This window comes from Bradyrhizobium liaoningense, from assembly GCF_018130955.1.
Taxonomy (GTDB): Bacteria; Pseudomonadota; Alphaproteobacteria; order Rhizobiales; family Xanthobacteraceae; genus Bradyrhizobium; species Bradyrhizobium liaoningense_C.
The window spans coordinates 42,989-66,972 of sequence record NZ_JAFCJM010000023.1 but is presented as its reverse complement, the minus strand read 5'-3'; the positions used below and the strand labels follow the sequence as shown (position 1 = coordinate 66,972).

The following is a 23,984-nucleotide window of genomic DNA, read 5'->3' as shown; positions in this document are numbered from 1 at the left end:
TGGACGCCAGCGAAGCGTCTCCGGTTCGATGGAGCAGTTGTCCACAAGGCCGGGGATTGCTTCTTCGCTTCGCTCCTCGCAATGACGAGTTTGCGGTCCTAGCCCGCCCCGATCTCCACCACGATCTTGCCCGTCGTCACCTGCTCGCCTTCGGCGACGTCGATCGCCGCCACCACGCCGTCGACGCCGGCCTTGTGGACGTGCTCCATCTTCATCGCTTCCAATGTCATCACCGGCTGCCCCGCGGTGACGCGATCACCCGGCTTGACGAGGACGGCGACGACGCGGCCGTTCATGGCGGCGCGCACCTTGCCGTCGCCGCCATTGGCGGCCGCGGCCTTCGGTGCGGCGAGCGTGAGGTCGGTTGCCGCCAGTGGCTGGCCGCGATGCTGGACATAAAGGCGGTCGCCGTCGCGATGGAATTTTGCGGTGTCCATCACGCCGTCATGACGGAAGCGGATCGCGTCCGGATCGAGCTGATCGATCTCGAACTTGTTCGTCTTGCCATCGGCGGCGACGCTGTAGCCGCCGTCGCGCTCGCGCATGACGTCGAGCTCGTGCGCCTTGCCGTCGATCTCTATCTGCACGGGCAGCGGGAAGGTTGCAGCCAGGCTCCGCCCGCTGCGCCACGACGGAGCATTGGGATTGGTGACATAGAGCAAAAGGCCCGCAAGCGCGACATCGGACGCGCCATCCTTGCGTGGCGCCATCAGTTCATCGCGATGCGCACCGATAAAGGCCGTGGTCGCCTCGCCCCTGGCAAAACCGGGATGACGCAGGCACGACATCAAAAACGCCTGGTTGGTGGTGACGCCGAAGGCCACGAGCTGCTCCAGGCCGACGATGAGCCGCCCCCGCGCTTCCTCGCGCGTGGCGCCGTGGCTGATGACTTTTGCGATCATGGAATCGTAGAACGGCGGGATTTCCGATCCCGACTGCAAAGCGTGCTCGACGCGGATATCTCCCGGCACCCGCCAGCGCGCCATGCGGCCGGACTGCGGCATGAAATCATGCGTAGCGTCTTCCGAGCAGAGCCGCACCTCGATGGCGTGGCCCGAGAGGCGGATGTCCTGCTGCTTGACGGGCAACGGTTCGCCGCGCGCGACGCGCAACTGGAGCTCGACGAGGTCGAGCCCAGTAATGGCTTCCGTCACGGGGTGCTCGACCTGGAGGCGGGTGTTCATCTCCATGAAGTAGAACTCGCCGCGGTCGTCGAGCAGGAACTCGAGCGTGCCGGTGCCCTCGTAGCGCAACGCCCTCACAGCGGCGACTGCGACTTCGCCCATCTTCGCACGCAGCTCAGGCGTTACTGCCGGTGACGGCGCCTCCTCGATCAGTTTCTGGTGCCGGCGCTGCACCGAGCAATCGCGCTCGCCGAGATGGATGGCGTTGCCGTGGGCATCGCCGAACACCTGGATCTCGATGTGACGAGGATTCTGGATGGCGCGTTCGAGGATGACGCTGCCATCGCCGAACGCGGCCTTGGCCTCGGAGCGCGCGCTGCGCAGCGCATCCGGGAACGACGCCGCGTCGGTCACGAGCCGCATGCCACGGCCACCGCCGCCGGCAACCGCCTTGATCATCACGGGGAAGCCGATCTTTCTGGCTTCCGCGAGCATCACCTCGTCGCCCTGCTCGGTGCCCTGATAGCCGGGCACGATGGGCACGCCGGCCTTCTGCATGATCTCCTTGGCGCCGGCCTTGTTGCCCATCGCCAAAATCGCCTGCGGTGACGGGCCGATGAAGACCAGGCTGGCATCCTTGCAGGCCTGCGCAAAGTCTTCGTTTTCGGCAAGGAAGCCGTAACCGGGATGCACGGCATCAGCGCCGCTCGCCTTCGCGGCGGCGATGATGGCGGGAATATTGAGATAGGACTGCGCCGGCAGCGCCTCGCCGATGCGCACGGCCTGATCGGCCTGCAGCACATGGAGCGCGTCGCGATCCGCGTCCGAATAGACCGCGACGACGCCAAGCCCGAGCCGGCGCGCACCGCGCATGACGCGCAGCGCGATCTCGCCGCGATTGGCGATCAAAACCTTGAAGAACGGCCGATGCTGCACTGATCCGTTCCTCATGGGCGCGCCACCGAGAATTGCATGCGCTGCGGCGTCCGCACGTCGCCCTCGCGGCAGATCGCGAGCACCTCAGCGAGGGTCGCGCGGGTGTCGCGCGGATCGATCACGCCGTCGTCGAGCACGCGCGCGCTGGTCGAGAATACGTCCATCTGGCCGTCGAACACGCCGACGATTTGCGCCTTCATGGCCTCCAGCTTCTCCTTTTCAATCGGCTTGCCACGCCGTGCGGCGGCAGCTTCGGTCACGATCGCCATGGTTTCGGCGGCCTGCTCGCCGCCCATCACGGCGGTTTTCGCGTTAGGCCAGGAGAAGCAGAAGCGCGGATGGAAGCCACGGCCGCACATGCCGTAGTTGCCGGCGCCGAAGGAGGCGCCGCAATAGATCGTGATCTGCGGCACCGTCGCCGAGGTCACCGCCTGGATCATCTTTGAGCCGTGCTTGATCATGCCGGCTTCTTCGTAGGCTTTGCCGACCATGTAGCCGGTGGTGTTGTTCAGATAGAGGATCGGCGTGCGGGTCTGGCAACAGGCCTGGATGAAATGCGTCGCCTTGTTGGCGCCGGCGGGATCGAGCGGGCCGTTATTGGTGATGATGCCGATCGCCTGGCCCTCGATGCGGGCATGGCCGCAGACGGTGGCGGGGCCGTAATTCAGCGCCATCTCGGTGAAGTCGGAATCGTCGATGATGCGGGCGATGACCTGCTTCATGTCGACGGGACGCTTGTGGTCCATCGGCATGATGCCGAGCAGCTCGTCCTGATCGTAACGCGGCGGCTTGTATTGCGCGCCCGCCCTGCCCGGCCGGTCCCACTCCAGCGCGGCCATGATCTCGCGCGCGATACGCAAGGCATCGCGGTCGTCCTCGGCGAGATAATCGCCGAGGCCGGAGATCGAGGTATGCATCTCGGCGCCGCCGAGCTCTTCCTCGGTCGCGACCTCGCCGGTGGCGGCCTTGAGCAGCGGCGGCCCGGCGAGGAAGGCGCGGGTGCGGCCGCGCACCATCACGATGTAGTCGGACAGCCCCGTCTGATAGGCGCCGCCCGCAGTGGAGGAGCCGTGCGTCACCGTGACGACGGGCAGGCCCGCCGCCGACAGCCGCGCGAGGTTGCGGAAGATGTTGCCGCCGCGAACGAAATCTTCGACGCGGTAGCGCAAGAGATTGGCGCCGGCGCTTTCGACGAGCTGCACATAAGGCAGCTTGTTCTCCAGCGCGAGCTCTTGCACCCGCAGCGTCTTGTCGAGGCCGTAAGGCTGCAGCGCGCCGGCATCGATACCGGCATCGCTGGCGCTGACCATGCAACGGACACCGGAGACGAAGCCGATACCGGAGACGACGCCACCGCCGGGCACGCTCTTGTTCGCATCCGGCACGTCGAACATGTAGCCGGCGAGCGTGGACAGCTCGATGAAGGGAGCGCCGGGATCGAGCACGAGCGCGACGCGCTCGCGCGGCAAAAGCTGCCCGCGCTTGTGGAAGCGATCCTTTGCGGCGGCTGACGCCGCACGCGTGCGCGATTCCAGCGTTCGCATCCGGTCGATGAGGCCGAGCATGCCGTCGCGATTGGCGTGGTAGGCGGCACTGCCGGGGGAGATGGTGTTTTCGATGATTGCCACAATCTTCTCCGTCATTCCGGGATGGTCCGAAGGACCAGACCCGGAATCTCGAGATTCCGGGTTCGATGCTGCGCATCGCCCCGGAATGACGAACTATCTGTTGGTCCCAAAGATCTTCCGCGCCTCCGCCGGGCTCGCGATCTCGCGACCCGCGCGCCGGGCACAGGCCGCGACGGCTTCGATGAGCTGGCCGTTCGACGTCACCTTCTTGCCGTCGGCAAGATAGAACGTGTCCTCGAGGCCGGTGCGCAGATGGCCGCCGAGATCGGCGCAGCGCTGGTGCAGCGGCCAGATCTCTTCGCGGCCGATCGCGGTGACCTGGAAGTGCGCCTCGGGCCGCTTCAGCTTGATCAGGATCGGCAGCAGCTCGGGATCGGCCGGCATGCCGGAGGCGACGCCCATGACGAAGTTGTACTCCAGCGGCCCCCTGTACATGCCGATCTGGGTGTACATGCCGACGCAGCGGACGATGCCGACGTCAAAACATTCGAACTCGGGGATGGTGCCGACCGCGTTCATGACGTCGAGATAGTCCTTCACCTTCTCGACCGCGTTGTCGAACATCATCGGCGGCCAGGCCCAGGTGTTGTCGGCCTTGACCTTGAGATAGTTGAGCGAGCCGGCGTTGCAGGCGGCGATCTCCGGCCTGGTCTCGCGGATGCAATCCAGCGCGCCGGAGTAGTTCGGCCCAGAGACACCCGAGGTGTGGTTGATGATCACGCCGGGGCAGGCTTCGCGGATCGCCTGCTGGATCTCCTTGCTGACGGCTACCTCCCAGGACGGCAGGTGCCCCTTGTTCGGCGCTTGCTGGCGCAGATGGATGTGCATGATGCTGGCGCCGGCATCGAACGCAGCCTTGGCCTCGCGCGCCATCTGTTCGGGCGTGACGGGCACGTTGTGCTGCTTCGGATCGGTGAGCACGCCGTTCAGCGCGCAGGTGATGACGGCCTTGTCGCTCATGCCTTGGATGTCTCGCAGGTTGAGAATTCAACGCTGCGATCATGTGACGCGCGGCATGCGGCTTCTTGCGCGGAGAAGCTAGAGGTTTGCGGCAATGCCGTAGGGTGGGCAAAGGCGCGCTTGCGCCGTGCCCGCCATCTCGCCGCGATTGCTGGAGAAGAGGTGGGCACGCTTCGCTTTGCCCACCCGACGAAGATCGTCGCTAGCTTGCTTCCGCAAGCTCCTGCACCGTCGTTTCGCCACTGCGATAGATCGCAAGGTCCCGCGAGCCGACGAAGATCGCGCGCGGCTTCAGACCGTAGAAGCGGCGGATCGAGTGGCTGAAATGGGTGGAATCGGGATAGCCGATGTCCTGCGCGAGATGGGCGAGGTTGAGATCCTGGTTGGCGAAATGCAGCAGATGGCGCGCACGCTTCCAGGCGCGGAAGGAGCGGAAGGAGATGCCGGTCTCTTCCTTGAACAAATGCAGGAAGCGCGAGGCCGAGAGGCCGGCTTCCGCAGCGCAGCTATCCGCCGTCACCGGCTCGCCGGAGAAGCGGCCGATGCGCGCCACTGCGCGCGTCACGCGCGGATCGAGTGTGCGGCGCGGCAGAGCTTCGCCAAAGCACATCTCATCGAATTCGGCATTGCTGATGTTGCCATAGCGACGCTGGCGCAGCATCGCATAGGCCGCGAGGAGCTTGCGCACGTAGACCATCTTGTCCGGGCCCGTGAGCCGTGCGGCCAAGGCTTCCAGCGCGCCGTCCGGCATGCTTTCCGGCTCCAGTGTCACGCTGACGACGGTTCGGTAATCGCTGGTGATGGTGTGCCGCTGGTTCGGCAGGGTGACGAGCAGGTCGCCGTGGCTCTCGCCGTCGTCGGTGGTCAGATGCAGGTCGCCCTTCAGCGCCACATAGATGTGGCACGAGCCGGGGCACCGCGCACGGGGCCGGCCGAGCAAGCCGGCGTAGAACACACGCTCGGGCGTGATCAGCATCAGATGGTCGGATTCGCGACCCTTGTCTTCCATGGCGGTCCTCCTCGCGCGGCTCTTTGGGCCGCTGCGGACGGAGGCCACCTTAGCGGAAATTCGGGCGCTGTCACGAAGGGATAGCGCTGTCATTCCGATGCGCGAAACGACGCGGGAACCTATGCGCGCACCCTCGGCGCCACGTTTTGCTCGGTTCCAGCCCTACGTTCTGCGGCGACCGCACGCTTAAAGCCGTCGCGCTGTTGCAGACGCGCCCAATAGGCTGCGACATTTGGCCCAAAGTCCTTGGCGAGACCGATATTTTCCGCGAGGCGGAGTGCGTAGCCGATCACGATGTCGGCGGCGGTGAAGCGGCCGGCGCACAACGTTTCGGCATTCGCGGTCGCTGCCTCAACCGCGCGCAGCCTCCCTAAGAACCATTTTGCATAGTCGCCGGCGACCTGCGGATTGCGCCGCTCCTCAGGCTCGAGCTGGGTGTAGCGGAGCACCAGCGTCTGCGGGAAGGTCAGCGTGGCATCGCTGAAGTACATCCAGTTCAGGAACGTGCCATAGGCGGGATCCTCGACGTCGACCATCAGCGGCGTCGGCGCGTATCTGGTGCCGAGATAGTGGCAGATGCCTGACGACTCCGTCATCCTGGTCTCGCCGTCGATCAGATAAGGGATGGTACCGAGCGGATTGATCGCGAGGTACTCCTTGGCGAACACCCGCGGCGGGAACGGCAGCATCTTCAACTCGTACGGCAGTCCCATCTCCTCCAGCATCCAGAGCGGGCGGAAGGAGCGCGCACCGTCGCAATGATAAAGCGTGATCATCAGGAATTTCCCCTAGATCATGATCCGGAAAAGTGTGCAGCGGTTTCCCGAAAAGATCATGCTCAAACTTTCTTGCTGCCGGGCAGCGTCCCCATCATCTTGCACAGGACCATCAGCATGACCTCGTCGGCACCGCCCCCGATCGAGGTCAGCCGGCTGTCGCGATAGGCGCGGCTAACCGGCGTCTCGTTGGTAAAGCCCATGCCGCCCCAATATTGCAGGCAGGCATCGGTGAGCTCGCGGCCGAGACGGCCGGCCTTGAGCTTGGCCATGGTCGCGAGCCTGGTCACGTCCTCTCCCGCGACCAGCGCCTCACCGGCGCGATAGACCAGCGCGCGCAACAGCTCAACCTCAGTCTGCATCTCCGCAAGCTTGAAGTGCACGACCTGGTTGTCAAGGATGCTCTGGCCAAAAGCCCTGCGGTTGCGGGTGTATTCGATGGTCTCGTTGATGATGTATTCGTGCGCCTTCAGACAAGCGGCCGCGCCCCACAGCCGCTCCTCCTGGAACTGGATCATCTGGTAGGTAAAGCCGTTGCCCTCCTCGCCGATCCGGTTGCGCTTGGGCACGCGGACATTGTCGAAGAAGATCTGGGCGGTGTCGGAGGAGCGCATGCCCATCTTGTCGAGTTTTCGTGCGATAGTCACGCCCTTGCTCTTCATGGGCACGCAGATCAGCGACTTGTTGCGGTGAACGGGCCCCTCGGCAGTGTTTGCGAGCAGGCAGATCCAGTCGGCTTGCGTACCATTGGTGATCCACATCTTGCCGCCATTGATGACGTAGTCGTCGCCGTCGGAGCGCGCGTTGGTCTTGATCGAGGCCACGTCCGAGCCCGCGCCAGGCTCGGAGACGCCGATGCAGGCGACGAAATCGCCGGCGATGGAGGGGCTAAGAAATTCGCGCCGCACCTCGTCCGAGCCGAACCGCGCCAGCGCCGGCGTCGCCATGTCGGTCTGCACGCCGATCGCCATCGGCACGCCGCCGCAGGTGATGGCGCCCAACTCCTCAGCCATCATCAGCGCGTAGGAATAATCGAGGCCGGAGCCGCCGAACTCGATCGGCTTGTTCAGGCCGAGGAAGCCGAGGCTGCCCATCTTCTTGAACAGCTCATGCGCCGGGAAGATGTCGGCCTTCTCCCATTCATCGACGTGAGGGTTGATCTCGCCCGCGATGAATTTTTGCAAGGAGCGGCGGATGTCGTCGTGGTCGGCGGTAAAGAGCATGAATCGCAATTCTCCTCGTGGGAATGACCATGCCTAAAACGGACGCAACCCACTTGCGCGGAGTGGCTGTCCCATCTCGCCTCAAGCTAGTCGCGAGGCAGGTTTCATCCTAGAATAGAGCAAAGCCGTCCAACTCGGGATTGGCATCATACGAGAGCGGCGAGTGCGAGGCACCAAGACGGCCAATCCCAAGCAACGCAAGACTAACGTCTCGCCAGATGAGCCCGGCCTGAATTTGCAAGCCTGGATCGAAGCGCTGAACGCGGCCCCCACGGGATCGATGACCGACGATCGCATCCTGGGTTGGGTGGAGGGACCGCTGCGCCGCTTTTTCCCGTTCCAGCGCTTCCTCGGAAGCTATGGCCGCTTGTCCGGTGGCCGCATCCGGATGCGCGGCCCCGTCACGTCAGGCCATGCGCCTGAGTTCATCGCAAGCCTTGATGGCGCGTTCGATCTCGCCTCGCGCGGCTGCTTTGCCTGGTGGGTGCAGAACCGCGCGGCCTTCATCCTCGATCCGGCCGACCCGCCACCCTTTGCGTCCAGGCGGGAGCTGGATGAGATCAAGCAGTTCTCGCTCGGCGCGATCGCCGCCATGGCGTCATAGATCCCTTCGCCAATACCGGGACCTATGTCAGCTTCTCCGGCATTGCCGCCGACCATCCCGTCCAGGTGCGGGCCTCGCTCAACCTCATCGCCCCCGTGCTTCACGCGCTGTTCCTCCAGACTGAAGCGGTGGCGAACTCACCGATCGACCTGTCAAAACTCACGGAGCGGCAGCGGCAATTGGTCGATCTGGCGCTGATGGGGCTGCCGGACAAGACGATCGCGACGCGGCTCGGCATCTCCGAGAATACCGTGGGCAATCACTTCCGCGGCATCTACGAACGTTTGGGCATTACCAAGCGCAGTCCGCTCATTGCGGCCCTGAAATAGGTTCAACGTCACCCTCTAGCACGTACGTGTCATCGACCGGCCGCCGTGCCGGTGATGTTGTTGCGGCAGAACCTCACGATCCGGCGTCTCCGGCACCCGGATCAACACCCAGGGTGATCCGCCATGACATCACTTGTTTTGACAGCGCTGCTGATCATATTGGCAGCCATCGCCTTCATGATCCTGGAGCGGGTCGCACCGGGGCGGGAATTGCCCAACGCGCCCGGCTGGTATGGCCGCGCCCTGATCGTCCTGCTCTGCCAGATCGGCATCACGCTGACGACGAGCAAGATGTGGATTCACCTGTTCGACGGCGCGTCGCTGTTCGATCTGGATGCGCTGAGGCGACCGGCGCTCGAAGGCTTTGTGGCCTGGTTCGTCGGCACGTTCTTCTTCTACTGGTGGCATCGTATCCGCCACATGAACGGATGGTGGGTGCTGTTTCACCAGGTGCACCATTCGCCGGTCAGAATCGAGACGCTTACTTCGTTCTACAAGCATCCGGTCGAGATTCTCGCCGACAGTGCCTTGGCCGCCGCCATCCTCTTCCCGCTGCTGGGTTGCTCGGTGGAAGGTGCGATGTGGTTCAACGTCTTCGCTGCGATCGGCGAGTTCTTGTACCATTCCAATTTCAAGTCTCCGTCCTGGCTGAAATATTTCATCCAGACTCCGGAGTTGCACTCGTTGCATCACGAGTTGAACGTCCATGCGGGCAATTACGGCGACCTTCCGATCTGGGACAGATTGTTCGGCACCTATCGCGACGCCAACGAATTCGCGCCGCGCTGCGGCTTTCCGAATCACAATGAACGCCATCTGGCGCGGATGCTGATGTTTGAGGATGTGTATGACCGGCGGTAACCAACTTCGTTATTCCGGGGCGACGCGCAGCGTCGAACTATGATGCGCAATTGCGCATCGTAGAATCTCGATATCGTCACACTCATCTCCAGGTTCCGGGTTCGCGGCTAACGCCGCGCCCCAGAACGACGGCCGTCACAACCCCATCTGCCGCGACGCCAGGTCCTTCATGATCTCCTCGGTGCCGCCGCCGATCGCGTTGACCTTGACCTCGCGGTAGATGCGCTCGGCCTTGATGCCGCGCATGAAGCCGGCGCCGCCGAAGATCTGCACCGCTTCCGAGGCGCAGAACGCCATGGTCTGCGTGGCCTGGTTCTTCATCATGCAGATTTCGGCAACCGGGCTCTCGCCCTGCTCCAGCCGCCAGGCGAGCAGCTCCAGCATCGCCTGGGATGCGGCGACCTTCTGGGCCATGTCGACGATCTTGTGCCTGATGACCTGGTGCTGCGCGAGGGGCTTGCCAAAGGTCTTGCGTTCCCTGGCATAGGCGATCGCCTCGTCGACGCAGACGCGCGCAAAGCCGGTGCAGCCCGCCGCCATGCCCATGCGCTCGCTGTTGAAGTTCTGCATGATGATCTTGAAGCCCTGGCCTTCCTCGCCGATCAGGTTCTCGGCCGGCACGCGGCATTCGTCGAAATGCAGCGTCGCGGTATCGGACGCCCACCAGCCCATCTTCTTGAGCTTGGTGCGCGACAGGCCCGGCGTACCGCCTTCGATCAGCAGCAGGCTGACGCCGCCGGCGCCCTCGCCGCCTGTGCGCACGGCAACGGTCAGATAGTCGGCGCGCATGCCTGAGGTGATGAAGGTCTTCTCGCCGCTCACGACGTAGTGATCGCCGTCGCGGCGCGCCCTGGTACGGAGGTTCGCGACATCTGAGCCACCACTCGGCTCGGTGATCGCGAGCGCGGAGATTTTTTCGCCGGCGAGAATTTGCGGCAGCACTTTTGCCTTCACCTCGGGCCGCGCGGCGCGCGCGATCGGCGGCGAACCGATGGTGTGGCTCATCAGGGACGCACTGACGCCGCCAGCGCCGGCTCGCGCCAGCTCCTGGCTCGCCACGATCTTCATGAACTGGTCGGCGGCGATCCCGCCATATTCCTCGGGAAATCCGAGACCCAACAGGCCGATCTCGGCCGCCTTGCGATAGAGCGCGCGCGGAAATTCGCCGGCCTCGTCCCATTCATGCGCGAATGGCTCGATCTCCTTCTCGACAAAGCGACGCATCACGTCGCGAAACGCTTCGTGCTCGGCGGTATAGAACGGGCTCTTCATCGCTGTTGCTTTCGCTTGGCGCGCGATTCTCGTGAGCCACCATGGCCGGAACAGAGCGCATCCACTTGCGCGGAGTGGCTGCCAGCGGCAAGGCGCGCCGATCAAGCCACGCCCCAGCAACTCAACGCAAGACAGTTTTCGCAACGCAACGCCCAACTCCCGGACAAAAAAGAACCTTGTGCAATGACTTCCGGCCGGCCCTCCGGGGCCGGCCCGGCATGTTGCAAGACGTTGGAATTGGCGCGGCGCAAGACCACGCGTGGAGGACAGATTGCCCGTTCGCTACTACGACTGGATCGCCCATCACAGCCGCCGTACCCCTGACAAGGCCGCGGTCATCGACCTCGCAAGCGGACGCCGCTTCACCTATTCGGGGTTCAACGATCGCATCGCGCGTCTCGCGACGCATCTGCGCGACAGCCTGAACGTCTCGCGCGGCGACCGCGTCGCGGTGCTGGCACTCAACACGATCGATACGCTGGAGGTGCAGTTCGCCTGCGGACGGCTCGGCGCCGTGTTCCTGCCGCTGAACACTCGCCTCACCGTTTCCGAGCTGCAGTTCATCGCAGGCGACGCCTCGCCCAAGGTGATGATTTGCGACACCGATCTCGCCGAGACCGCGTTGAGCGTGGCAAAGCTCTGCGGCGTTGCCTCCGCGCTGCTGCTCGGCCCCGGCGGCTCCTATGAGGCCGGCATTGCCGCAGCGAAGCCGCTCGCGCGAAGCGAGGAGGTCACGCTCGATGACCTCTCAACCATCATGTACACATCGGGCACCACGGGCCATCCCAAAGGCGCGATCATCACCCATGGCATGACGTTCTGGAATTGCGTCAATCTCGGCGGCCCCGCCTACATCAGTCCGTCCACGGTGCTGCTGACCGTGCTGCCGCTGTTCCACACCGGCGGGCTCAATTGCTACACCAACCCCGCACTGCATGCCGGCGGCACCGTGCTGATCATGCGCGCCTTCGATCCCGGCCAGGCGCTGCAACTGATCGGCGATCCCGCGCAGGGCATCAACGTGTTCTTCGGCGTGCCCGCGATCTACCAGTTCATGGCGCAGCATCCCGCTTTTGCGACCACCGACATGAGTCGGCTCGTCATCGGCGGCGTCGGCGGCGCGCCGATGCCGGTGCCGCTGCTCAAGGCCTGGGAAGCCCGCGGCGTCGCGCTCCAGCAGGGCTATGGCATGACCGAGACCTCGCCGTCGGTGCTGGTGCTCGACCGCGAGGATGCGGCGCGCAAGGCCGGCTCCGCCGGCAAGCCGGTGCTGCACACGGAGGTCAGAATCGTCCGTCCCGACGGCAGCGACGCCGCCATCGGCGAGCTCGGCGAACTTTGGGTTCGGGGGCCGAACGTCACGCCCGGCTACTGGAATAGGCCGGAGGCCAACAAATCATCCTTCACGGACGGCTGGCTTCACACGGGCGACGCGACGCGCGTCGATGAAGACGGTTTTTACTATATCGTCGATCGCTGGAAGGACATGTACATCTCCGGCGGCGAGAACGTGTACCCGGCCGAGGTCGAGAACGTCCTGCATCAGCTCGGTGCCATTGCGGAGGCCGCGGTGATCGGCATTCCCGACGCGCAATGGGGCGAGGTCGGCATGGCCATCGTCGCGGTCAAGCCGGGCGAGCGACTGAGCGAGACTGACGTGATGGCGCACTGCGCGGCCAATCTCGCGCGCTTCAAATGCCCGCGCCAGGTCCGCTTCGTCGACGCGCTGCCGCGCAACGCCACCGGCAAGATCCACAAGCCGACCCTGCGCAAGGACTTTTCAGTGACCTCCGAAGTCGACAAGGCAAAAGCCGCGAACGCCTGAGCGCTGCGCCTGCATCGCGCTTTGGTTACGGCGCTGCGCAAGCTATGATACAGGTGCTCAAGCAGTGCGGGGCAGCCTGACCGGGGACAATTTGATGAAGCAGGCCGCGAGGCTGACGGCCGAAAGGCCGTTTTTCTTTCTTCATATCCGCAAGACCGCAGGCGTCTCGTTGCGCGGGCTGTTGGCCAACCGCTTTCCCGCGGACCGGATCCTGTATCAGGCTCATTCCGCGAGCGGCCCGCAGCAACCGGGCGACGCGCTGTTTGCCACCGGCCATGTCGGCTTCGACTATGCCGCGTCTTTCCCGACTCGTCCGACCATCTTCACCGTTCTGCGCGAACCGATGGCGCGCTGCATCTCCGCCTATGACTTCTTTCAAAGCCACAGCGAGCCCTTCTTCCGCACGCTGTCGACCGAGCTCAGCGCTGACGAATACGCGGCGCGGCGCCGGTTCCAGGAGCGAGCACGTGCCCTCGGCCTGCCGCGCTTTCTCGCCGAAGAGGAAACACTCGCGCGCTACTGGCTCGCCAACGTGCAGACACGGCAACTCGCAGGCAGCCCGTCGTCCGGCCTTCACGATGACGATCCGCGCCTCCTGGACGCAGCGTTGACCAATCTCGCACGCATCGACCTCGCCGGCATTCTGGAACGGCAAGCCGATACGCTGAGGCTGCTCGGACGGATGATGGGCTGGGGCCCGCTCGGTCCCCTGCCCTATCTCAACCGCACACCGCGATCAAGCCACCCCGAACTCGATCCCGGGTCCCTCCGAATCCTTCGCTCGTGGAATGAACTCGACCTGCGGCTCTATGACGAGGCGTCCCGGCTGCTCGAGCAAAAACTTGCGGCGCTGCCGTCAGGCGAAGATGCGGCAGAGCTTGCGACCCCGATCGAGGCCGATGGCTTTACGCCGGATCAGCCCCTGCATGGCGTCGGCTGGCACGAACGGGAGCATCACGAAGGCCACTGGCTGTGCTGGAATTCCGCTCCGGCCGCCACGCTGAGCCTGCGGGCGGCAACGACACCCCGGCAATTCCAATGTCTGCTGTCGCACGTGTTCAACGAGGATACGCTCAATCGGCTCGAGATCACGCTCAACGGCCGGCCGCTTCGGCTGTGCAAGCGCGTCGCCGAAGGCGGCATTCTCATCGAAAGCGAGATTCCCGAAGGCGCCTGGGCGAACGGCCCGGGCCGCGCTGCCCTGACCTTTCGATGTCCGGTCATGGGAAGCCCGCACGATCTCGATCCCAGTTCGCCTGACATTCGCCAGCTCGGCTTCGCGATCGCTCGGCTGCAACTCGACTGAACGTCAACCGGCTTTGACTCTTACAGGCGGCGTGTCGCTACGCTCGTCCGACGTGAGGTCGATGGCCGCGACCGGCAAGCCGAGACGACGTTCATCCCCGACCGCGGCAAAGCGCGCACAGATCCACGCCAGGACGAATGCATCGCCTGAAGGCCGATCGACGCTCACATCGAAGCCATCGCCGCGGACGACGATCGACGTGTCGGGCACGCGGGCGCCGTCGCAATAGAAGCGGACCCCGATCCCATCCAGCGGCCCGCGGACGTCGAGGCATTCGATACGGACCACAGTGTGGCCGGGCTCTACGCTGATCCGGACCGCCGCCTCGGGCTCGCTCCAGCGGAACCCGCGACCATGCCAGGTCTCCCAGGCGTGGAAGCCCGCCTGCGCAAGCACGCGCTCGCCCGATCGCATGAGCGCACGGCGTGCGACCGGGCGACAGCGCCGGATACAGTCGAGGCGCTGATAGTCGATCAGGGCCGCGATGTAGCGCTTCAGCCAGCGCGAGATGCTCGCGCGCGAGCCGGCGAGCCCCAGAACCGTCAGCACGCAGCACGCACGGAACGCCGCGAGCCGGGCGGCGCCGCGCTCGGGACGATCGCCGAGAGCGGCGAGCACAACCCAGCGCGACAACACCCGCAATTGCCGGAGGGATGCGCTTTCGCGCAGGTCGCGCGAAACACCGTCCCGCACGAGAGCGCCGACGAGATGACGCGCGAGACCAGAATCGAAATTGTCCTGACAGCTCCATTCGCGCGGAATCTCCAGGAGCTCGCTGCCGGGACCACGCTTGCCTTCGCTGAGGTAGCGGATCTCGCCCTGCACGAAGTCGAGCGTGAACATCGCGAGATCGCCGAGCCTGCCGATGTAGTAGTGATGGAAGCGGGCCTCCTCCAGATAGCCGATCGCGTGGCCACGCGCGTGATAGCTTGCCGCGAGCACCCATTCTGCGAAATGGCCGAGCTCCTCGCGCAAGCCGCCGCACTCCTCGTAGACATCGCGCCGCGTCACGAAGCACTGGTCGAGCACCTTGCGCCAGGGATGCACCTTCATGCCGTAGTCGATATCGGCCTGGTACATGTCGGCCTCTGCCTCCGAGAGGCGGTTGTGACAGATCGGAACCGATCGACAGGAGAACCCCGCCCAGTCGGGATGATTGTCGATGGCACGGGTGCAGAGCGCGAGTACGTCCGGCTCGGGCCAGCAGTGCGATTCCGTGAAGAACAGGTATCGGCCGCGCGCCTTGTGCGCGCCGATCGCACAGAGCCCGATGTCGTGGACCGATTCCGCGAACTCGAGCCGCGCGCCGTTGCCGGCAAGCGCGGCCAGGCTCTCCCGTGGCGAGAAGTCGGGCGGCACGACCAGGATGATCTCGTAGAGAGATCGTTCGACGGTCTGCTGCGTCCAGCCCTGCCACGACTGCTCCCACTGCCCGCGATGATACTCAAGCGGGATGATGATGGAGAACAATGGCGGTTCGGCGCCGCTTGCTGGCTGCGACTTCGGCATGATCATGTTGTAGGCGGAACGCGGCCAGATGAAGAACCGCTGCTAGACCGGAAGAAACAGCGCAAACGGCTCGTCCACGGTGCGGCGCAGATGGTTCTGGTACAGCGCATGATTGACATTGTCGATCGCAATCCGCCCCAAGGTCGGTTTCTCGACGTTTCTGAACGGGACGAAGGCGATCGGCGCAGCAATCGGCGTCAGTTGCGATCCGGGACCGGCACGGAGCGTCGAGATGATCCCGTACATCTCGCCGGCCACCGTCGGCCGCGACACGGTGATGACGCGGTGCTGGCCGTGGCGGTTGATGACGAGGTAGATGAAGCCCGACTGGTGGGGGACGGCGACCTCACCGGTGTGCTCATAGGCGGCATCGGTTCGGTCGCCCTCGCGGAAGACGAGTGAGGAGACGGCGGGCTCCCAGACGATTTCGGTGCGGTAGGCGAAGATCGCGTCCTTGTCGCCGAAGGACGGCCGCAGCGTGATGTAGACGTCCTCCAGCCAGGTCACGGCACGGTGTGAGTAGGAGCCGAGACTGTCGGGCGCGACATCGTTGCCGCCGGGGGCGACAGGCACAGGCGAACTCCGGCGCAGCGATACGCCCAGCGCCTGCTCCAGCCGCACCGTGGTCGCGAGCGTGAACGGCCGACGTCCGCCGAGCACTTTCTCCAGCGTCGACAGGCTGAGCTTTGCCTGCTCGGCCAGTGTCTGCCGGGAAATCCGGCGTTTCGCGATCTCTTCGCGAATCTTCTCGGCGACCTCACGGCTTTGCTCGTCCGTGAGCTGCTTGTCCGGCGTCTGCATCCCGTTTCCTGCTCCCATGGCGCCAGTCTAGCAGACGGACAAATCAGCACAAAACCGTACATCGCCACCTCCGCCGCACCGTCCCCGGATGGCGGGCGGCAGAACATTGCCGATCATTCTGCTCGCGAAAATCCGCCCTCCCGGCAGATTTGGAGCGTGGCCAGACGGTCTTCGGGAGCAGGCGAAATGAGCACCATCAGCGACATCGAAAGCGACGAGCACCCCATGCTGAGGCAATTGATCAAGCTGGGGCTGGTTCTCCTCGTGCAGGGCATCGCCGTGATCCTGATCGGTTTCGTGGCCCTCCTGGTCAGCCTTTTCGTCAGTCTCGACCCGGCCTGGTCGGCCACATCGGACCAGGCGACCCTGCTGCAACCCGCTGAGGCCCTTTCGGGGACGCTGCTGCTGAAGGACGACGGCGTCACGACCGAAGCCGTCAGGCTCGGCATCGACGTCGACATCACGGTCTCGGGCCCGACGCTGCGCGCCCGTGTCACCCAGATCTTCCGCAACCCCGGCAAGGACTGGGTGGAGGCGACGTACGTCTACCCACTGGCGACCAACGGCGCCGTCGACACGCTGAAGATGGTGGTCGGCGACCGCGTCATCATCGGCGACATCAAGGAGCGGCAGCAGGCGCGCGTGATCTACGAGCAAGCGCGCCGCGATGGCCAGAAGGCGGCGCTGACCGAGCAGCAGCGGCCGAACATTTTTACCAACTCGGTCGCCAATATCGGCCCCGGCGAGACCGTGCTGGTGCAGATCGAATATCAGGAGCCCGTACACCAGTCCGGCAACGAATATTCGCTGCGCGTGCCGCTGGTGGTGGGCCCGCGCTACAATCCCTCACCCATCGTGCAGAGCGTCGATTTCCGTCCGGACGGCTCCGGCTGGGGCGCGACCAAGACCGATCCGGTGCCCGACCGCGACCGCATCACGCCGCCGGTGCTCGATCCCCGGAAGAATCCGCCGATCAATCCGACCAGCATCACGGTTCGCCTGCAGGCCGGATTTCCGCTCGGCGACGTCAAAAGCCATCACCACGCGGTCAAGACCGACAGTCCCGACGCGACGACGCGTATTGTCAGGCTCGCCGATGATACCGTTCCCGCCGACCGCGATTTCGAGCTGACCTGGAAACCGGCGGCAGAGAAGGCGCCGTCTGTCGGCCTGTTCCGCGAACATGTCGGAGACGCCGACTATCTGCTCGCCTTCGTCACACCTCCGACGCTGGATCAAGCCACGCAGAAGCCGCTGCCCCGCGAAGCGGTGTTCGTGATTGACAATTCCGGCTCGATGGGCGGCACATCCATCGTGCAGGCCAAGGCCAGCCTGCTCTACGCGCTCGGCCGTCTGCAGCCCAACGACCGCTTCAACGTCATCCGTTTTGACGACACGATGGACGCTCTGTTTCCAGCCTCGGTGCCGGCCGATGCCGACCACATTCGCGAGGCGACCTCCTTCGTGAGCGCGCTGCAGGCGCGCGGCGGCACGGAAATGGTGCCGGCGATGCGCGCGGCGCTGACCGATGGGATCGGCGACACGAATATGCTTCGCCAGGTCGTGTTCCTGACCGACGGCGCGATCGGCAATGAGCAGCAATTGTTCGAAACGATCACGGCGATGCGCGGCCGCTCGCGCATCTTCATGGTCGGCATCGGATCTGCGCCCAACACCTATCTGATGACGCGCGCCTCCGAGCTCGGGCGCGGCGCCTTCACCCATATCGGATCGGTCGAGCAGGTCGAGGAGCGCATGCGCGGCCTGTTCGCCAAGCTGGAGAATCCGGCCGTCACCGGCCTGAGCGCCAAATTCTCGGACACCCATGCCGACGTCACGCCAGCGATGGTGCCCGACGTCTATCGCGACGAGCCGCTGGTGCTGGCCGCGAAACTCGACAAGCTCGATGGCTCCTTCGAGATCAAGGGCCGGGTCGGCGACCGGCCGTGGTCGGTGACGCTGCCGCTCAGCAATGCCGCCGAAGGCAAGGGCCTGTCAAAACTTTGGGCCAACCGCAAGATCGGCGACGCCGAAGTCGCGCGCACCATGCGCGAGCTGACCCAGGAGGATGCCGACAAGACCATCTTGGCGCTTGCGCTCGAGCATCAGCTCGTCACCCGGCTGACCAGCCTCGTTGCCGTCGACAAGACGCCAAGTCGTCCCGCCGGCGAGCCGCTCAGGCTCAGCGAGCTGCCGATCAACCTGCCGGCCGGCTGGGATTTCGAGAAGGTGTTCGGCGAACAGATGCAGCAAGTGCCGGCACAGCTCCGGGAGCGGCGTGCGGATGCGACCGGCCGGACAGCGACGCGACGGCCAGCGCCTGCCGCCCAGCCCGACACGGTCCGGCTACCGAAGACGGCGACGACCTCCGAATTGAAGATGATCGCAGGCCTCATCCTGCTCCTGCTCAGCCTGTTCCTGTTCGTGTTCAACCGGCGTCAACTCCTTGCTCATTGACGCCGGGTGAAAGAGGAGACCTCACCCGACTCCTCTTCTTGTGCGCGCGCGGCTGCCCGTCCCGTCCAACGGCCGCGCGCGCCTTTTTCTTCGCGATTGTCATTGCGAGGTGCGTGAATTCCGAAGCAATCCGGTCTGCCACCGCTGAGACGCACTGGATTGTTTCGCTTCGCTCGTAATGCAGGGAGTCCAGGCAAAATGCCCCGCTTCATCTCTCCGCTCGCCCTTGCCCTCGTCGGCGCCATCCTGTTCGGCGACGGCGCCTATATCCACGCCAAGGCATGGCTGGCGCAGGTGCTGCTCGAGCGCGCCTTTGCGCAGAGCGTCGCGACCGGCCAGCCGACCAAGCCGTGGTCGTGGGCGGATACCTGGCCGGTCGCCCGGGTCGAGGTGAAGCGGATCGGCGCGCACGCCATCGTGCTCGCCGGCAGCAGTGGCCAGGCGCTCGCCTTCGGGCCCGGCCATGTCGAGCAAACCGCCAATGCCGGCGAACGCGGCGTCGCCGTCTATTCGGCGCATCGCGATACGCATTTCCGCTTCTTGCAAAATGTGTCCGTCGGCGACGAGATCGACATCACGCGCAGCGACGGCAAGCGCTTCCGCTACCGCTCCGATTATTCTGCCGTGGTCCGTTTCGACGCATCCGGCATCGACCTTGCGACACAGGGTCATGAGCTGGTGCTATCGACCTGCTGGCCGTTCGACGCGCTGACGCCGGGGCCCGAGCGCTATATCCTGCACGCCACCATGATCGGCCCTGATTAACCAAACCCCGCCATTCGCTTCCCAAAACCTGCTATCTGCTTGTTCCGCTGGAGGCTTCTCATCTGAAGCACGATTCACGTTGCGGCCATTTTGGGCCGGAACTGAACTGGCATTAACGGCCGTAGACCTATAAAGGGGGTTGGCGCGCGGAACCCCCTTTTCTGCGGCTGCAGGACACGGGTATGGACGAGGAACTTCAGAAAAAACTCTTGCAGCAAGTGGAGGAACTCGAGAACCGCATTGCGCTTCTGGAAAGAAACCAGCACCTGATCGCAGCCGGCCAGCGGCGAACGACGCTGCGCAGCCTGTGGCGGCGTCCGCCGATGTGGACCTTCGAGCAATATCCACCGCGCCTGCTCAACATGAACAGCTTTCAGCCGGCGCCGCCTCCGCCGGCGAACGCGCCGCGCATTGCGATGGTCACGCCGAGTTACAATCACGCGCACTATCTCGGCGCCACGATCGACAGCATCGTCAGCCAGAACTATCCGAACCTGTACTATCACGTGCAGGATGGTGCCTCGATCGACGGCACGCTCGATCTCCTGAAGAGCCGCGGCGACAGCATCAGCTGGCGCAGCGAGCGCGACGCGGGTCAGTCCAACGCCATCAACCTGGGCCTGGCCGATGTCGATTGCGAGATCATGGCCTATCTCAACAGCGACGACATGCTGCTGCCCGGCACGCTCGCCTATGTCGCGAACTACTTCATGGCGCACCCGGACGTCGACATCGTCTATGGCCATCGCGTCTTCGTCGATCGTGACGGGCTCGAGGTCGGTCGCTCCGTGCTGCCGCCCTACAATGGCAAGGTGCTGCAATACGCCGACTACATCCCGCAGGAGACGATGTTCTGGCGCAAGCGCGTCTGGGACAAGATCGGACCGATCGACGAAAGCTTCCACTACGCGATGGACTGGGATTTCATCCTCCGCGCGCAGGCGACAGGATTCAAGTTCCGCCGCTTGCCGCGATTCCTTGCGTGCTTCCGCATCCACGATGCGCAGAAGACCGCCGCGACCTACGCGGTCGGTGTCAAGGAGATGGGTATCTTGCGGCGGCGCGCGCTCGGCTTCGATCCGACGCAAACGGAGATCCGCAGAGCCATCGCAGCATATCTGATGCTCCAGATCGCCTATCATTACGGCTACAAATTCGGCGCGCTGCGTTACTGATCGCGACTGATAGACCGCTTGAAGGCGATCGACGACCTTTGAAGCGCGATGAGACTTGGATGAATCGTCATCGTGCTTCAGGTGTTTTTTTGAGCATGATCTCCGCGCAAACGCGTTCCGCGTTTGTCGCGAGGGAAAACCGCTTCACACTTTTCCGGATCATGCTCCGGCGCATCGACGCCTATTCCGTCGCGCGGCATACGCGCACCAGGTTGCCACCCTCTGAATCTCACCCTACAAAAGAGAAACGCGCCGCCGAGAACGGCGCAGCTAACAAAATGTAGGGATCGCACCATGGAAGCTCAGGTGACCAAAGCATCCGTTTCTCCGAGCCCATGGTCGCCTGCATCAGATGCCAGCGACGTCGTCAAAGGCATCCACGCGATGCTGCATCCGCGCAACATCGTGCTGGTCGGCGCAACGGACAAGCCCGGCAACTATGCCGAGCGCATCTGGAACAATCTCGTCAAGTACGGATACGAAGGCGGGCTCTATCCCGTCAACGCCAAGCGCGAGGCGATCTGGGGCATCACCTGCTACAAGGACTTTGCGAGCCTGCCCGAAAAGCCCGATCACGTGCTGGTGCTGGTTCCGGCGCGCTTCGCCGTGCAGGTGATCCGCGACGCGGCCGCGGCCGGCGCGCGCTCGGCCACCATCGTGACCTCGGGCTTCAGCGAACTGCAGGACGAAGAGAGCCAGAAGCTCGCGGCCGAATTGCAGCAGGCGGTGCGCGAGACCGGGCTTGCGGTCACGGGGCCCAATTGCCTCGGAAACCTGAGCGCTGGCGAAAAGCTCTTCACCAATATCGACGACCGCGTCGTGACCATGGAACAGGGCGCGGTGGCGATCGCCGGCCAGTCCGGCGCCATCGTCATGGCGATCCGGCAGGCGCTGGAGGATCGCGGCGTCGGCGTCGGCTACATGGTCACGACCGGCAACGAGGCCGGGCTCGAGACGCCGGACCTGATGCGCTATTTCGCTGCCGATCCGAGCATCCGCGTCATCGTCGTCTATCTCGAAGGCGTGCGGAACACCAAGGCGTTCCGCGACGCCTGCAAGGTCGCGCGTGCGGCGAGCAAGCCTGTGATCGCACTCAAGCTCGGCGCGTCCGAAGGCGGGCGCGCGGCGGCCATGGCGCATACCGGGGCGCTCGCCGGTTCCATCGAAACGTTCGACGCGATCGCGACGCGCGAGGGTGTGATCCGGGTGCGCGGCCTGGACGAGCTGATCGAGACCACCGAGTGTTTCGTCCATGCCGCCGTGCCGAAGGCCGACCGGCTCGCCGCCGTGACCCTCTCGGGCGGCAAGCGCGGACTCCTGATCGACGCCTTTCATGCCGCAGGGCTGAACTTCGCACCGCTCAGCAAGCATGTCAGCGGCGAGCTCGCAAAAATGCTGGGGCCGGGCTCGATCGTCGGCAATCCGCTCGATGCCGGTTTTGCCGCCGTGGTCGATCCATCCGTCTACATGAAATCGATCAAGCTGATGATCGACGACCCCGACATCGACGTCGTCATCATCGACGCCGAGCTGCCGAAGGCGCCGCATGAGCTGCGCGAGCGGAATTTGCGCATCGTCGACGGCATGGCGAGCCGGGCCGGCAAGCCGGTGATCTACATCAGCGCGATGTCGATCGGCTTCACGGAATTCACCAAGGGCCTGCGCAAATCGCTGCCGCATATCGCGGTCATGCAGGGCCTGGATCGCGCGGTCACCGCGATCAAGTCGCTGCTCGACTATGCCAGGCTGCGCAAGGAAGTGCCCGACATCGTGTCGGGCTCGAAGGCATCCGCCCGCGCCGTGCTGGAGAAGACGCTGAGAGAGGCGCAGGGAGCGGCGCTCGACGAAGTCGCCTCCAAGAAGCTCTTGAAGGCGTACGGCATTCCGATCTCGAAGGAAGGCATCGCGCCGACGCCGGCAGAAGCGATCAAGCTCGCCAAGCAGATCGGCTTTCCCGTGGTGGCAAAAGTCGTCAGCGCCGAGATCCTCCACAAGTCCGACATCGGCGGCGTGGTGCTCAACCTCAATAGCGTCGCCGAGGTGAAGAAAGCGTTCAACGATATCACCGCGCGGGTGAAGAGGCTGAAGGGCAAGCCGAAGCTCGACGGCATTTTGATCGCCCAGCAGGTCAAGGCCGATCTCGAGCTCTTGGTCGGTGCCTCGCTCGATGCCGAGATGGGTCCTGTGGTGCTGTTCGGCACCGGCGGCATCGACATCGAGCTGTTGAAGGACGTTGCGCTCGCCGGCGCGCCGCTGGACGAAGCGGAGGCGCGGGCCTTGATCGGCCGCACCAAGGCCGGCGTCAAGATGGCGGGCTATCGCGGCAGGCCGGCACTGCATCAGGCGTCGGCCGTGAAGGCACTGGTCGGCTTGTCCAACCTGATCGCCGACGCCGGCGACCGCATCGCCTCGATCGACATCAATCCCTTCCTGATCAATCCCAAGACCGGCGTCGCCGTGGACGCCCTCATCGTCCTTAACAATGCCGCGGCAAAGCGGGCGGCAAGACACTAATCAAGGCACTGATCGGCTTCCACTTCGCCGCCTTTGCCCATAAAATCGGCGAGCGACTCCCTTCGGGGGTCGAGGCCGAGGAGCGATGGCGCGCAAGAGTAATTTGTTGAGCGGAACCGTGACGCTGGCGGCAATCGCCGTGGCGTTCGGGGGCATGCTCGCCGTGCAGAAATTCCGCACGGCCCAGCAGCGCAGCCTGCTGCGCGTGGTGTTCGAGGGTGGCTCCGCAAGCGGCCTGCGCAAGGGCGGGCCGGTCAATTTCGACGGCGTTCCGGCCGGTCAGATCCTGTCGATCAAGCTGGACAATCCGCGCAAGGTCGTCGCCCTGGTGATGCTCGACAACAATGCGCCGATCCGCAAGGACACGGTGGCCGGCATCGAGTTTCAGGGCCTGACCGGCGTTGCCGCGGTCTCGCTGATCGGCGGCGCCCCGGCCGCGCCCCCGGTGCCGCTGGACCACGACGGCGTCCCCGTGCTGGTCGCCGATCTCAGCGATGCCGAGTCCATCGTCGAGACCCTGCACAATGTCGATCGCATGATCGTCAGCAACGAAGCCCTGATCAAGGACGGCCTGCACAATTTCGAGAACTATACCGCCGACCTCAAGAGCAAGGGTGAGGCGATCGACGCCATCATGACCAAGACCGAGAGCGCGTTCGCGAGTGTCGACAGCGCGGTGAACAAGATCGAGGGCGTTGTGCCGAGCCTCGCCAACGGCAAGGCGGACGAGTTGTTCGAGAAGGTCAAATCGCTGCGCGAGATGGCCGACAGCATGAAGAAGAAGTCGGCGACGTTCATCGAGGACGGCCGCCGCATGCTGCTCGACGTCAGCGAGGCCGCCAACAAGATGGCCGGCACGCCCGCCCCTCCGCGTCCGCCGCGCAGGCCGCCGCAGCAACAGAAGCAGTGA

Annotated in this window: 20 protein-coding genes; 11 read left to right on the top strand and 9 right to left on the bottom strand. The window is 64.6% G+C overall.

Features of this window, described 5'->3' with window-relative positions; genetic code table 11:
• Positions 1 to 98: 98 nt before the first annotated feature.
• The 6 genes from JQ632_RS20245 to JQ632_RS20220 form a co-directional block, all read right to left on the bottom strand.
• The gene (locus JQ632_RS20245) at positions 99 to 2,075 is read right to left on the bottom strand and encodes an acetyl-CoA carboxylase biotin carboxylase subunit (protein WP_212404336.1); all 1,977 of its coding nucleotides are present in this window, start codon (positions 2,073 to 2,075) and stop codon (positions 99 to 101) included.
• Positions 2,072 to 3,688, bottom strand: coding sequence for a carboxyl transferase domain-containing protein (locus JQ632_RS20240; RefSeq protein ID WP_212404363.1), 1,617 nt, complete (start codon positions 3,686 to 3,688; stop codon positions 2,072 to 2,074). The genes JQ632_RS20245 and JQ632_RS20240 overlap by 4 nt, the downstream gene beginning before the upstream one ends.
• A 93-nt stretch (positions 3,689 to 3,781) precedes the next feature.
• Complete coding sequence (locus tag JQ632_RS20235; RefSeq protein ID WP_212404335.1) at positions 3,782 to 4,648, bottom strand: 3-keto-5-aminohexanoate cleavage protein; 867 nt, start codon at positions 4,646 to 4,648, stop codon at positions 3,782 to 3,784.
• A gap of 202 nt (positions 4,649 to 4,850) precedes the next feature.
• Positions 4,851 to 5,657 carry an AraC family transcriptional regulator gene (locus JQ632_RS20230; RefSeq protein ID WP_212404334.1) on the bottom strand — a complete coding sequence of 269 codons (807 nt, stop codon included), beginning with the start codon at positions 5,655 to 5,657 and terminating at the stop codon, positions 4,851 to 4,853.
• 119 nt (positions 5,658 to 5,776) lie between these two features.
• Positions 5,777 to 6,433 carry a glutathione S-transferase family protein gene (locus JQ632_RS20225; RefSeq protein WP_212404333.1) on the bottom strand — a complete coding sequence of 219 codons (657 nt, stop codon included), beginning with the start codon at positions 6,431 to 6,433 and terminating at the stop codon, positions 5,777 to 5,779.
• Positions 6,434 to 6,495: 62 nt separating this feature from the next.
• A complete protein-coding gene (locus JQ632_RS20220; RefSeq protein WP_212404332.1) occupies positions 6,496 to 7,656 on the bottom strand; it encodes an acyl-CoA dehydrogenase family protein in 1,161 nt (386 codons plus the stop codon).
• A gap of 163 nt (positions 7,657 to 7,819) precedes the next feature.
• Between JQ632_RS20220 and JQ632_RS39515 the strand changes: the two genes are divergently transcribed.
• From JQ632_RS39515 to JQ632_RS20210, 3 genes are all read left to right on the top strand, one after another.
• Positions 7,820 to 8,260 carry a hypothetical protein gene (locus JQ632_RS39515; RefSeq protein ID WP_249152295.1) on the top strand — a complete coding sequence of 147 codons (441 nt, stop codon included), beginning with the start codon at positions 7,820 to 7,822 and terminating at the stop codon, positions 8,258 to 8,260.
• A gap of 65 nt (positions 8,261 to 8,325) precedes the next feature.
• Entirely contained in the window at positions 8,326 to 8,589 is a 264-nt protein-coding gene (locus tag JQ632_RS40305; RefSeq protein WP_312015634.1) for a helix-turn-helix transcriptional regulator, read from the top strand.
• A gap of 123 nt (positions 8,590 to 8,712) precedes the next feature.
• Positions 8,713 to 9,450 carry a sterol desaturase family protein gene (locus tag JQ632_RS20210; RefSeq protein ID WP_212404331.1) on the top strand — a complete coding sequence of 246 codons (738 nt, stop codon included), beginning with the start codon at positions 8,713 to 8,715 and terminating at the stop codon, positions 9,448 to 9,450.
• 135 nt (positions 9,451 to 9,585) lie between these two features.
• On the opposite strand, the gene JQ632_RS20205 is transcribed toward JQ632_RS20210, so the two are convergent.
• Positions 9,586 to 10,722, bottom strand: coding sequence for an acyl-CoA dehydrogenase family protein (locus JQ632_RS20205; protein ID WP_212404330.1), 1,137 nt, complete (start codon positions 10,720 to 10,722; stop codon positions 9,586 to 9,588).
• Between the two features lie 271 nt (positions 10,723 to 10,993).
• On the opposite strand from JQ632_RS20205, the gene JQ632_RS20200 reads away from it, so the two are divergent.
• Together JQ632_RS20200 and JQ632_RS20195 are read left to right on the top strand one after the other, a co-directional pair.
• Positions 10,994 to 12,547, top strand: coding sequence for a long-chain fatty acid--CoA ligase (locus tag JQ632_RS20200; RefSeq protein WP_212404329.1), 1,554 nt, complete (start codon positions 10,994 to 10,996; stop codon positions 12,545 to 12,547).
• A 94-nt stretch (positions 12,548 to 12,641) separates the two neighbouring features.
• On the top strand, positions 12,642 to 13,853 hold the full coding sequence (locus JQ632_RS20195; protein WP_212404328.1) for a hypothetical protein: 1,212 nt from the start codon (positions 12,642 to 12,644) through the stop codon (positions 13,851 to 13,853).
• Positions 13,854 to 13,856: 3 nt separating this feature from the next.
• Here the strand turns inward: JQ632_RS20195 and JQ632_RS20190 are convergent, their stop codons facing one another.
• Both JQ632_RS20190 and JQ632_RS20185 read right to left on the bottom strand, forming a co-directional pair.
• Positions 13,857 to 15,362 (bottom strand): glycosyltransferase family 2 protein, encoded by a 1,506-nt coding sequence (locus tag JQ632_RS20190; RefSeq protein WP_212404327.1) that lies wholly within the window; start codon positions 15,360 to 15,362, stop codon positions 13,857 to 13,859.
• Positions 15,363 to 15,404: 42 nt separating this feature from the next.
• Positions 15,405 to 16,163, bottom strand: coding sequence for a helix-turn-helix transcriptional regulator (locus tag JQ632_RS20185; protein WP_212404326.1), 759 nt, complete (start codon positions 16,161 to 16,163; stop codon positions 15,405 to 15,407).
• A 186-nt stretch (positions 16,164 to 16,349) separates the two neighbouring features.
• Here JQ632_RS20185 and JQ632_RS20180 point away from each other — a divergent pair, with 186 nt between their 5' ends.
• The 6 genes from JQ632_RS20180 to JQ632_RS20155 all read left to right on the top strand — a co-directional run bounded on the left by JQ632_RS20180 (position 16,350) and on the right by JQ632_RS20155 (position 23,984).
• Positions 16,350 to 18,620, top strand: a complete 2,271-nt coding sequence (locus JQ632_RS20180; RefSeq protein ID WP_212404325.1) for a marine proteobacterial sortase target protein — start codon at positions 16,350 to 16,352, stop codon at positions 18,618 to 18,620.
• A 198-nt stretch (positions 18,621 to 18,818) separates the two neighbouring features.
• The gene (locus JQ632_RS20175; protein ID WP_212404324.1) at positions 18,819 to 19,385 is read left to right on the top strand and encodes a class GN sortase; all 567 of its coding nucleotides are present in this window, start codon (positions 18,819 to 18,821) and stop codon (positions 19,383 to 19,385) included.
• 182 nt (positions 19,386 to 19,567) lie between these two features.
• Positions 19,568 to 20,560, top strand: coding sequence for a glycosyltransferase family 2 protein (locus tag JQ632_RS20170; protein ID WP_212404323.1), 993 nt, complete (start codon positions 19,568 to 19,570; stop codon positions 20,558 to 20,560).
• 59 nt (positions 20,561 to 20,619) lie between these two features.
• The gene (locus JQ632_RS20165; RefSeq protein ID WP_212404322.1) at positions 20,620 to 20,844 is read left to right on the top strand and encodes a hypothetical protein; all 225 of its coding nucleotides are present in this window, start codon (positions 20,620 to 20,622) and stop codon (positions 20,842 to 20,844) included.
• Positions 20,845 to 20,854: 10 nt separating this feature from the next.
• On the top strand, positions 20,855 to 23,074 hold the full coding sequence (locus tag JQ632_RS20160; protein WP_212404321.1) for an acetate--CoA ligase family protein: 2,220 nt from the start codon (positions 20,855 to 20,857) through the stop codon (positions 23,072 to 23,074).
• A gap of 85 nt (positions 23,075 to 23,159) precedes the next feature.
• Positions 23,160 to 23,984, top strand: a complete 825-nt coding sequence (locus JQ632_RS20155; RefSeq protein ID WP_212404320.1) for an MlaD family protein — start codon at positions 23,160 to 23,162, stop codon at positions 23,982 to 23,984.

What these genes read in the sequence shown, in the direction of transcription:
- JQ632_RS20245 (WP_212404336.1), bottom strand. Translation starts at nt 2,075, where the DNA reads ATGAGGAACGGATCAGTGCAGCATCGGCCGTTCTTCAAGGTTTTGATC.
- JQ632_RS20235 (WP_212404335.1), bottom strand. Translation starts at nt 4,648, where the DNA reads ATGAGCGACAAGGCCGTCATCACCTGCGCGCTGAACGGCGTGCTCACC.
- JQ632_RS20230 (WP_212404334.1), bottom strand. Translation starts at nt 5,657, where the DNA reads ATGGAAGACAAGGGTCGCGAATCCGACCATCTGATGCTGATCACGCCC.
- JQ632_RS20225 (WP_212404333.1), bottom strand. Translation starts at nt 6,433, where the DNA reads ATGATCACGCTTTATCATTGCGACGGTGCGCGCTCCTTCCGCCCGCTC.
- JQ632_RS20220 (WP_212404332.1), bottom strand. Translation starts at nt 7,656, where the DNA reads ATGCTCTTTACCGCCGACCACGACGACATCCGCCGCTCCTTGCAAAAA.
- JQ632_RS20210 (WP_212404331.1), top strand. Translation starts at nt 8,713, where the DNA reads ATGACATCACTTGTTTTGACAGCGCTGCTGATCATATTGGCAGCCATC.
- JQ632_RS20205 (WP_212404330.1), bottom strand. Translation starts at nt 10,722, where the DNA reads ATGAAGAGCCCGTTCTATACCGCCGAGCACGAAGCGTTTCGCGACGTG.
- JQ632_RS20195 (WP_212404328.1), top strand. Translation starts at nt 12,642, where the DNA reads ATGAAGCAGGCCGCGAGGCTGACGGCCGAAAGGCCGTTTTTCTTTCTT.
- JQ632_RS20190 (WP_212404327.1), bottom strand. Translation starts at nt 15,362, where the DNA reads ATGCCGAAGTCGCAGCCAGCAAGCGGCGCCGAACCGCCATTGTTCTCC.
- JQ632_RS20185 (WP_212404326.1), bottom strand. Translation starts at nt 16,163, where the DNA reads ATGCAGACGCCGGACAAGCAGCTCACGGACGAGCAAAGCCGTGAGGTC.
- JQ632_RS20180 (WP_212404325.1), top strand. Translation starts at nt 16,350, where the DNA reads ATGAGCACCATCAGCGACATCGAAAGCGACGAGCACCCCATGCTGAGG.
- JQ632_RS20175 (WP_212404324.1), top strand. Translation starts at nt 18,819, where the DNA reads ATGCCCCGCTTCATCTCTCCGCTCGCCCTTGCCCTCGTCGGCGCCATC.
- JQ632_RS20170 (WP_212404323.1), top strand. Translation starts at nt 19,568, where the DNA reads ATGGACGAGGAACTTCAGAAAAAACTCTTGCAGCAAGTGGAGGAACTC.
- JQ632_RS20165 (WP_212404322.1), top strand. Translation starts at nt 20,620, where the DNA reads ATGAATCGTCATCGTGCTTCAGGTGTTTTTTTGAGCATGATCTCCGCG.
- JQ632_RS20160 (WP_212404321.1), top strand. Translation starts at nt 20,855, where the DNA reads ATGGAAGCTCAGGTGACCAAAGCATCCGTTTCTCCGAGCCCATGGTCG.
- JQ632_RS20155 (WP_212404320.1), top strand. Translation starts at nt 23,160, where the DNA reads ATGGCGCGCAAGAGTAATTTGTTGAGCGGAACCGTGACGCTGGCGGCA.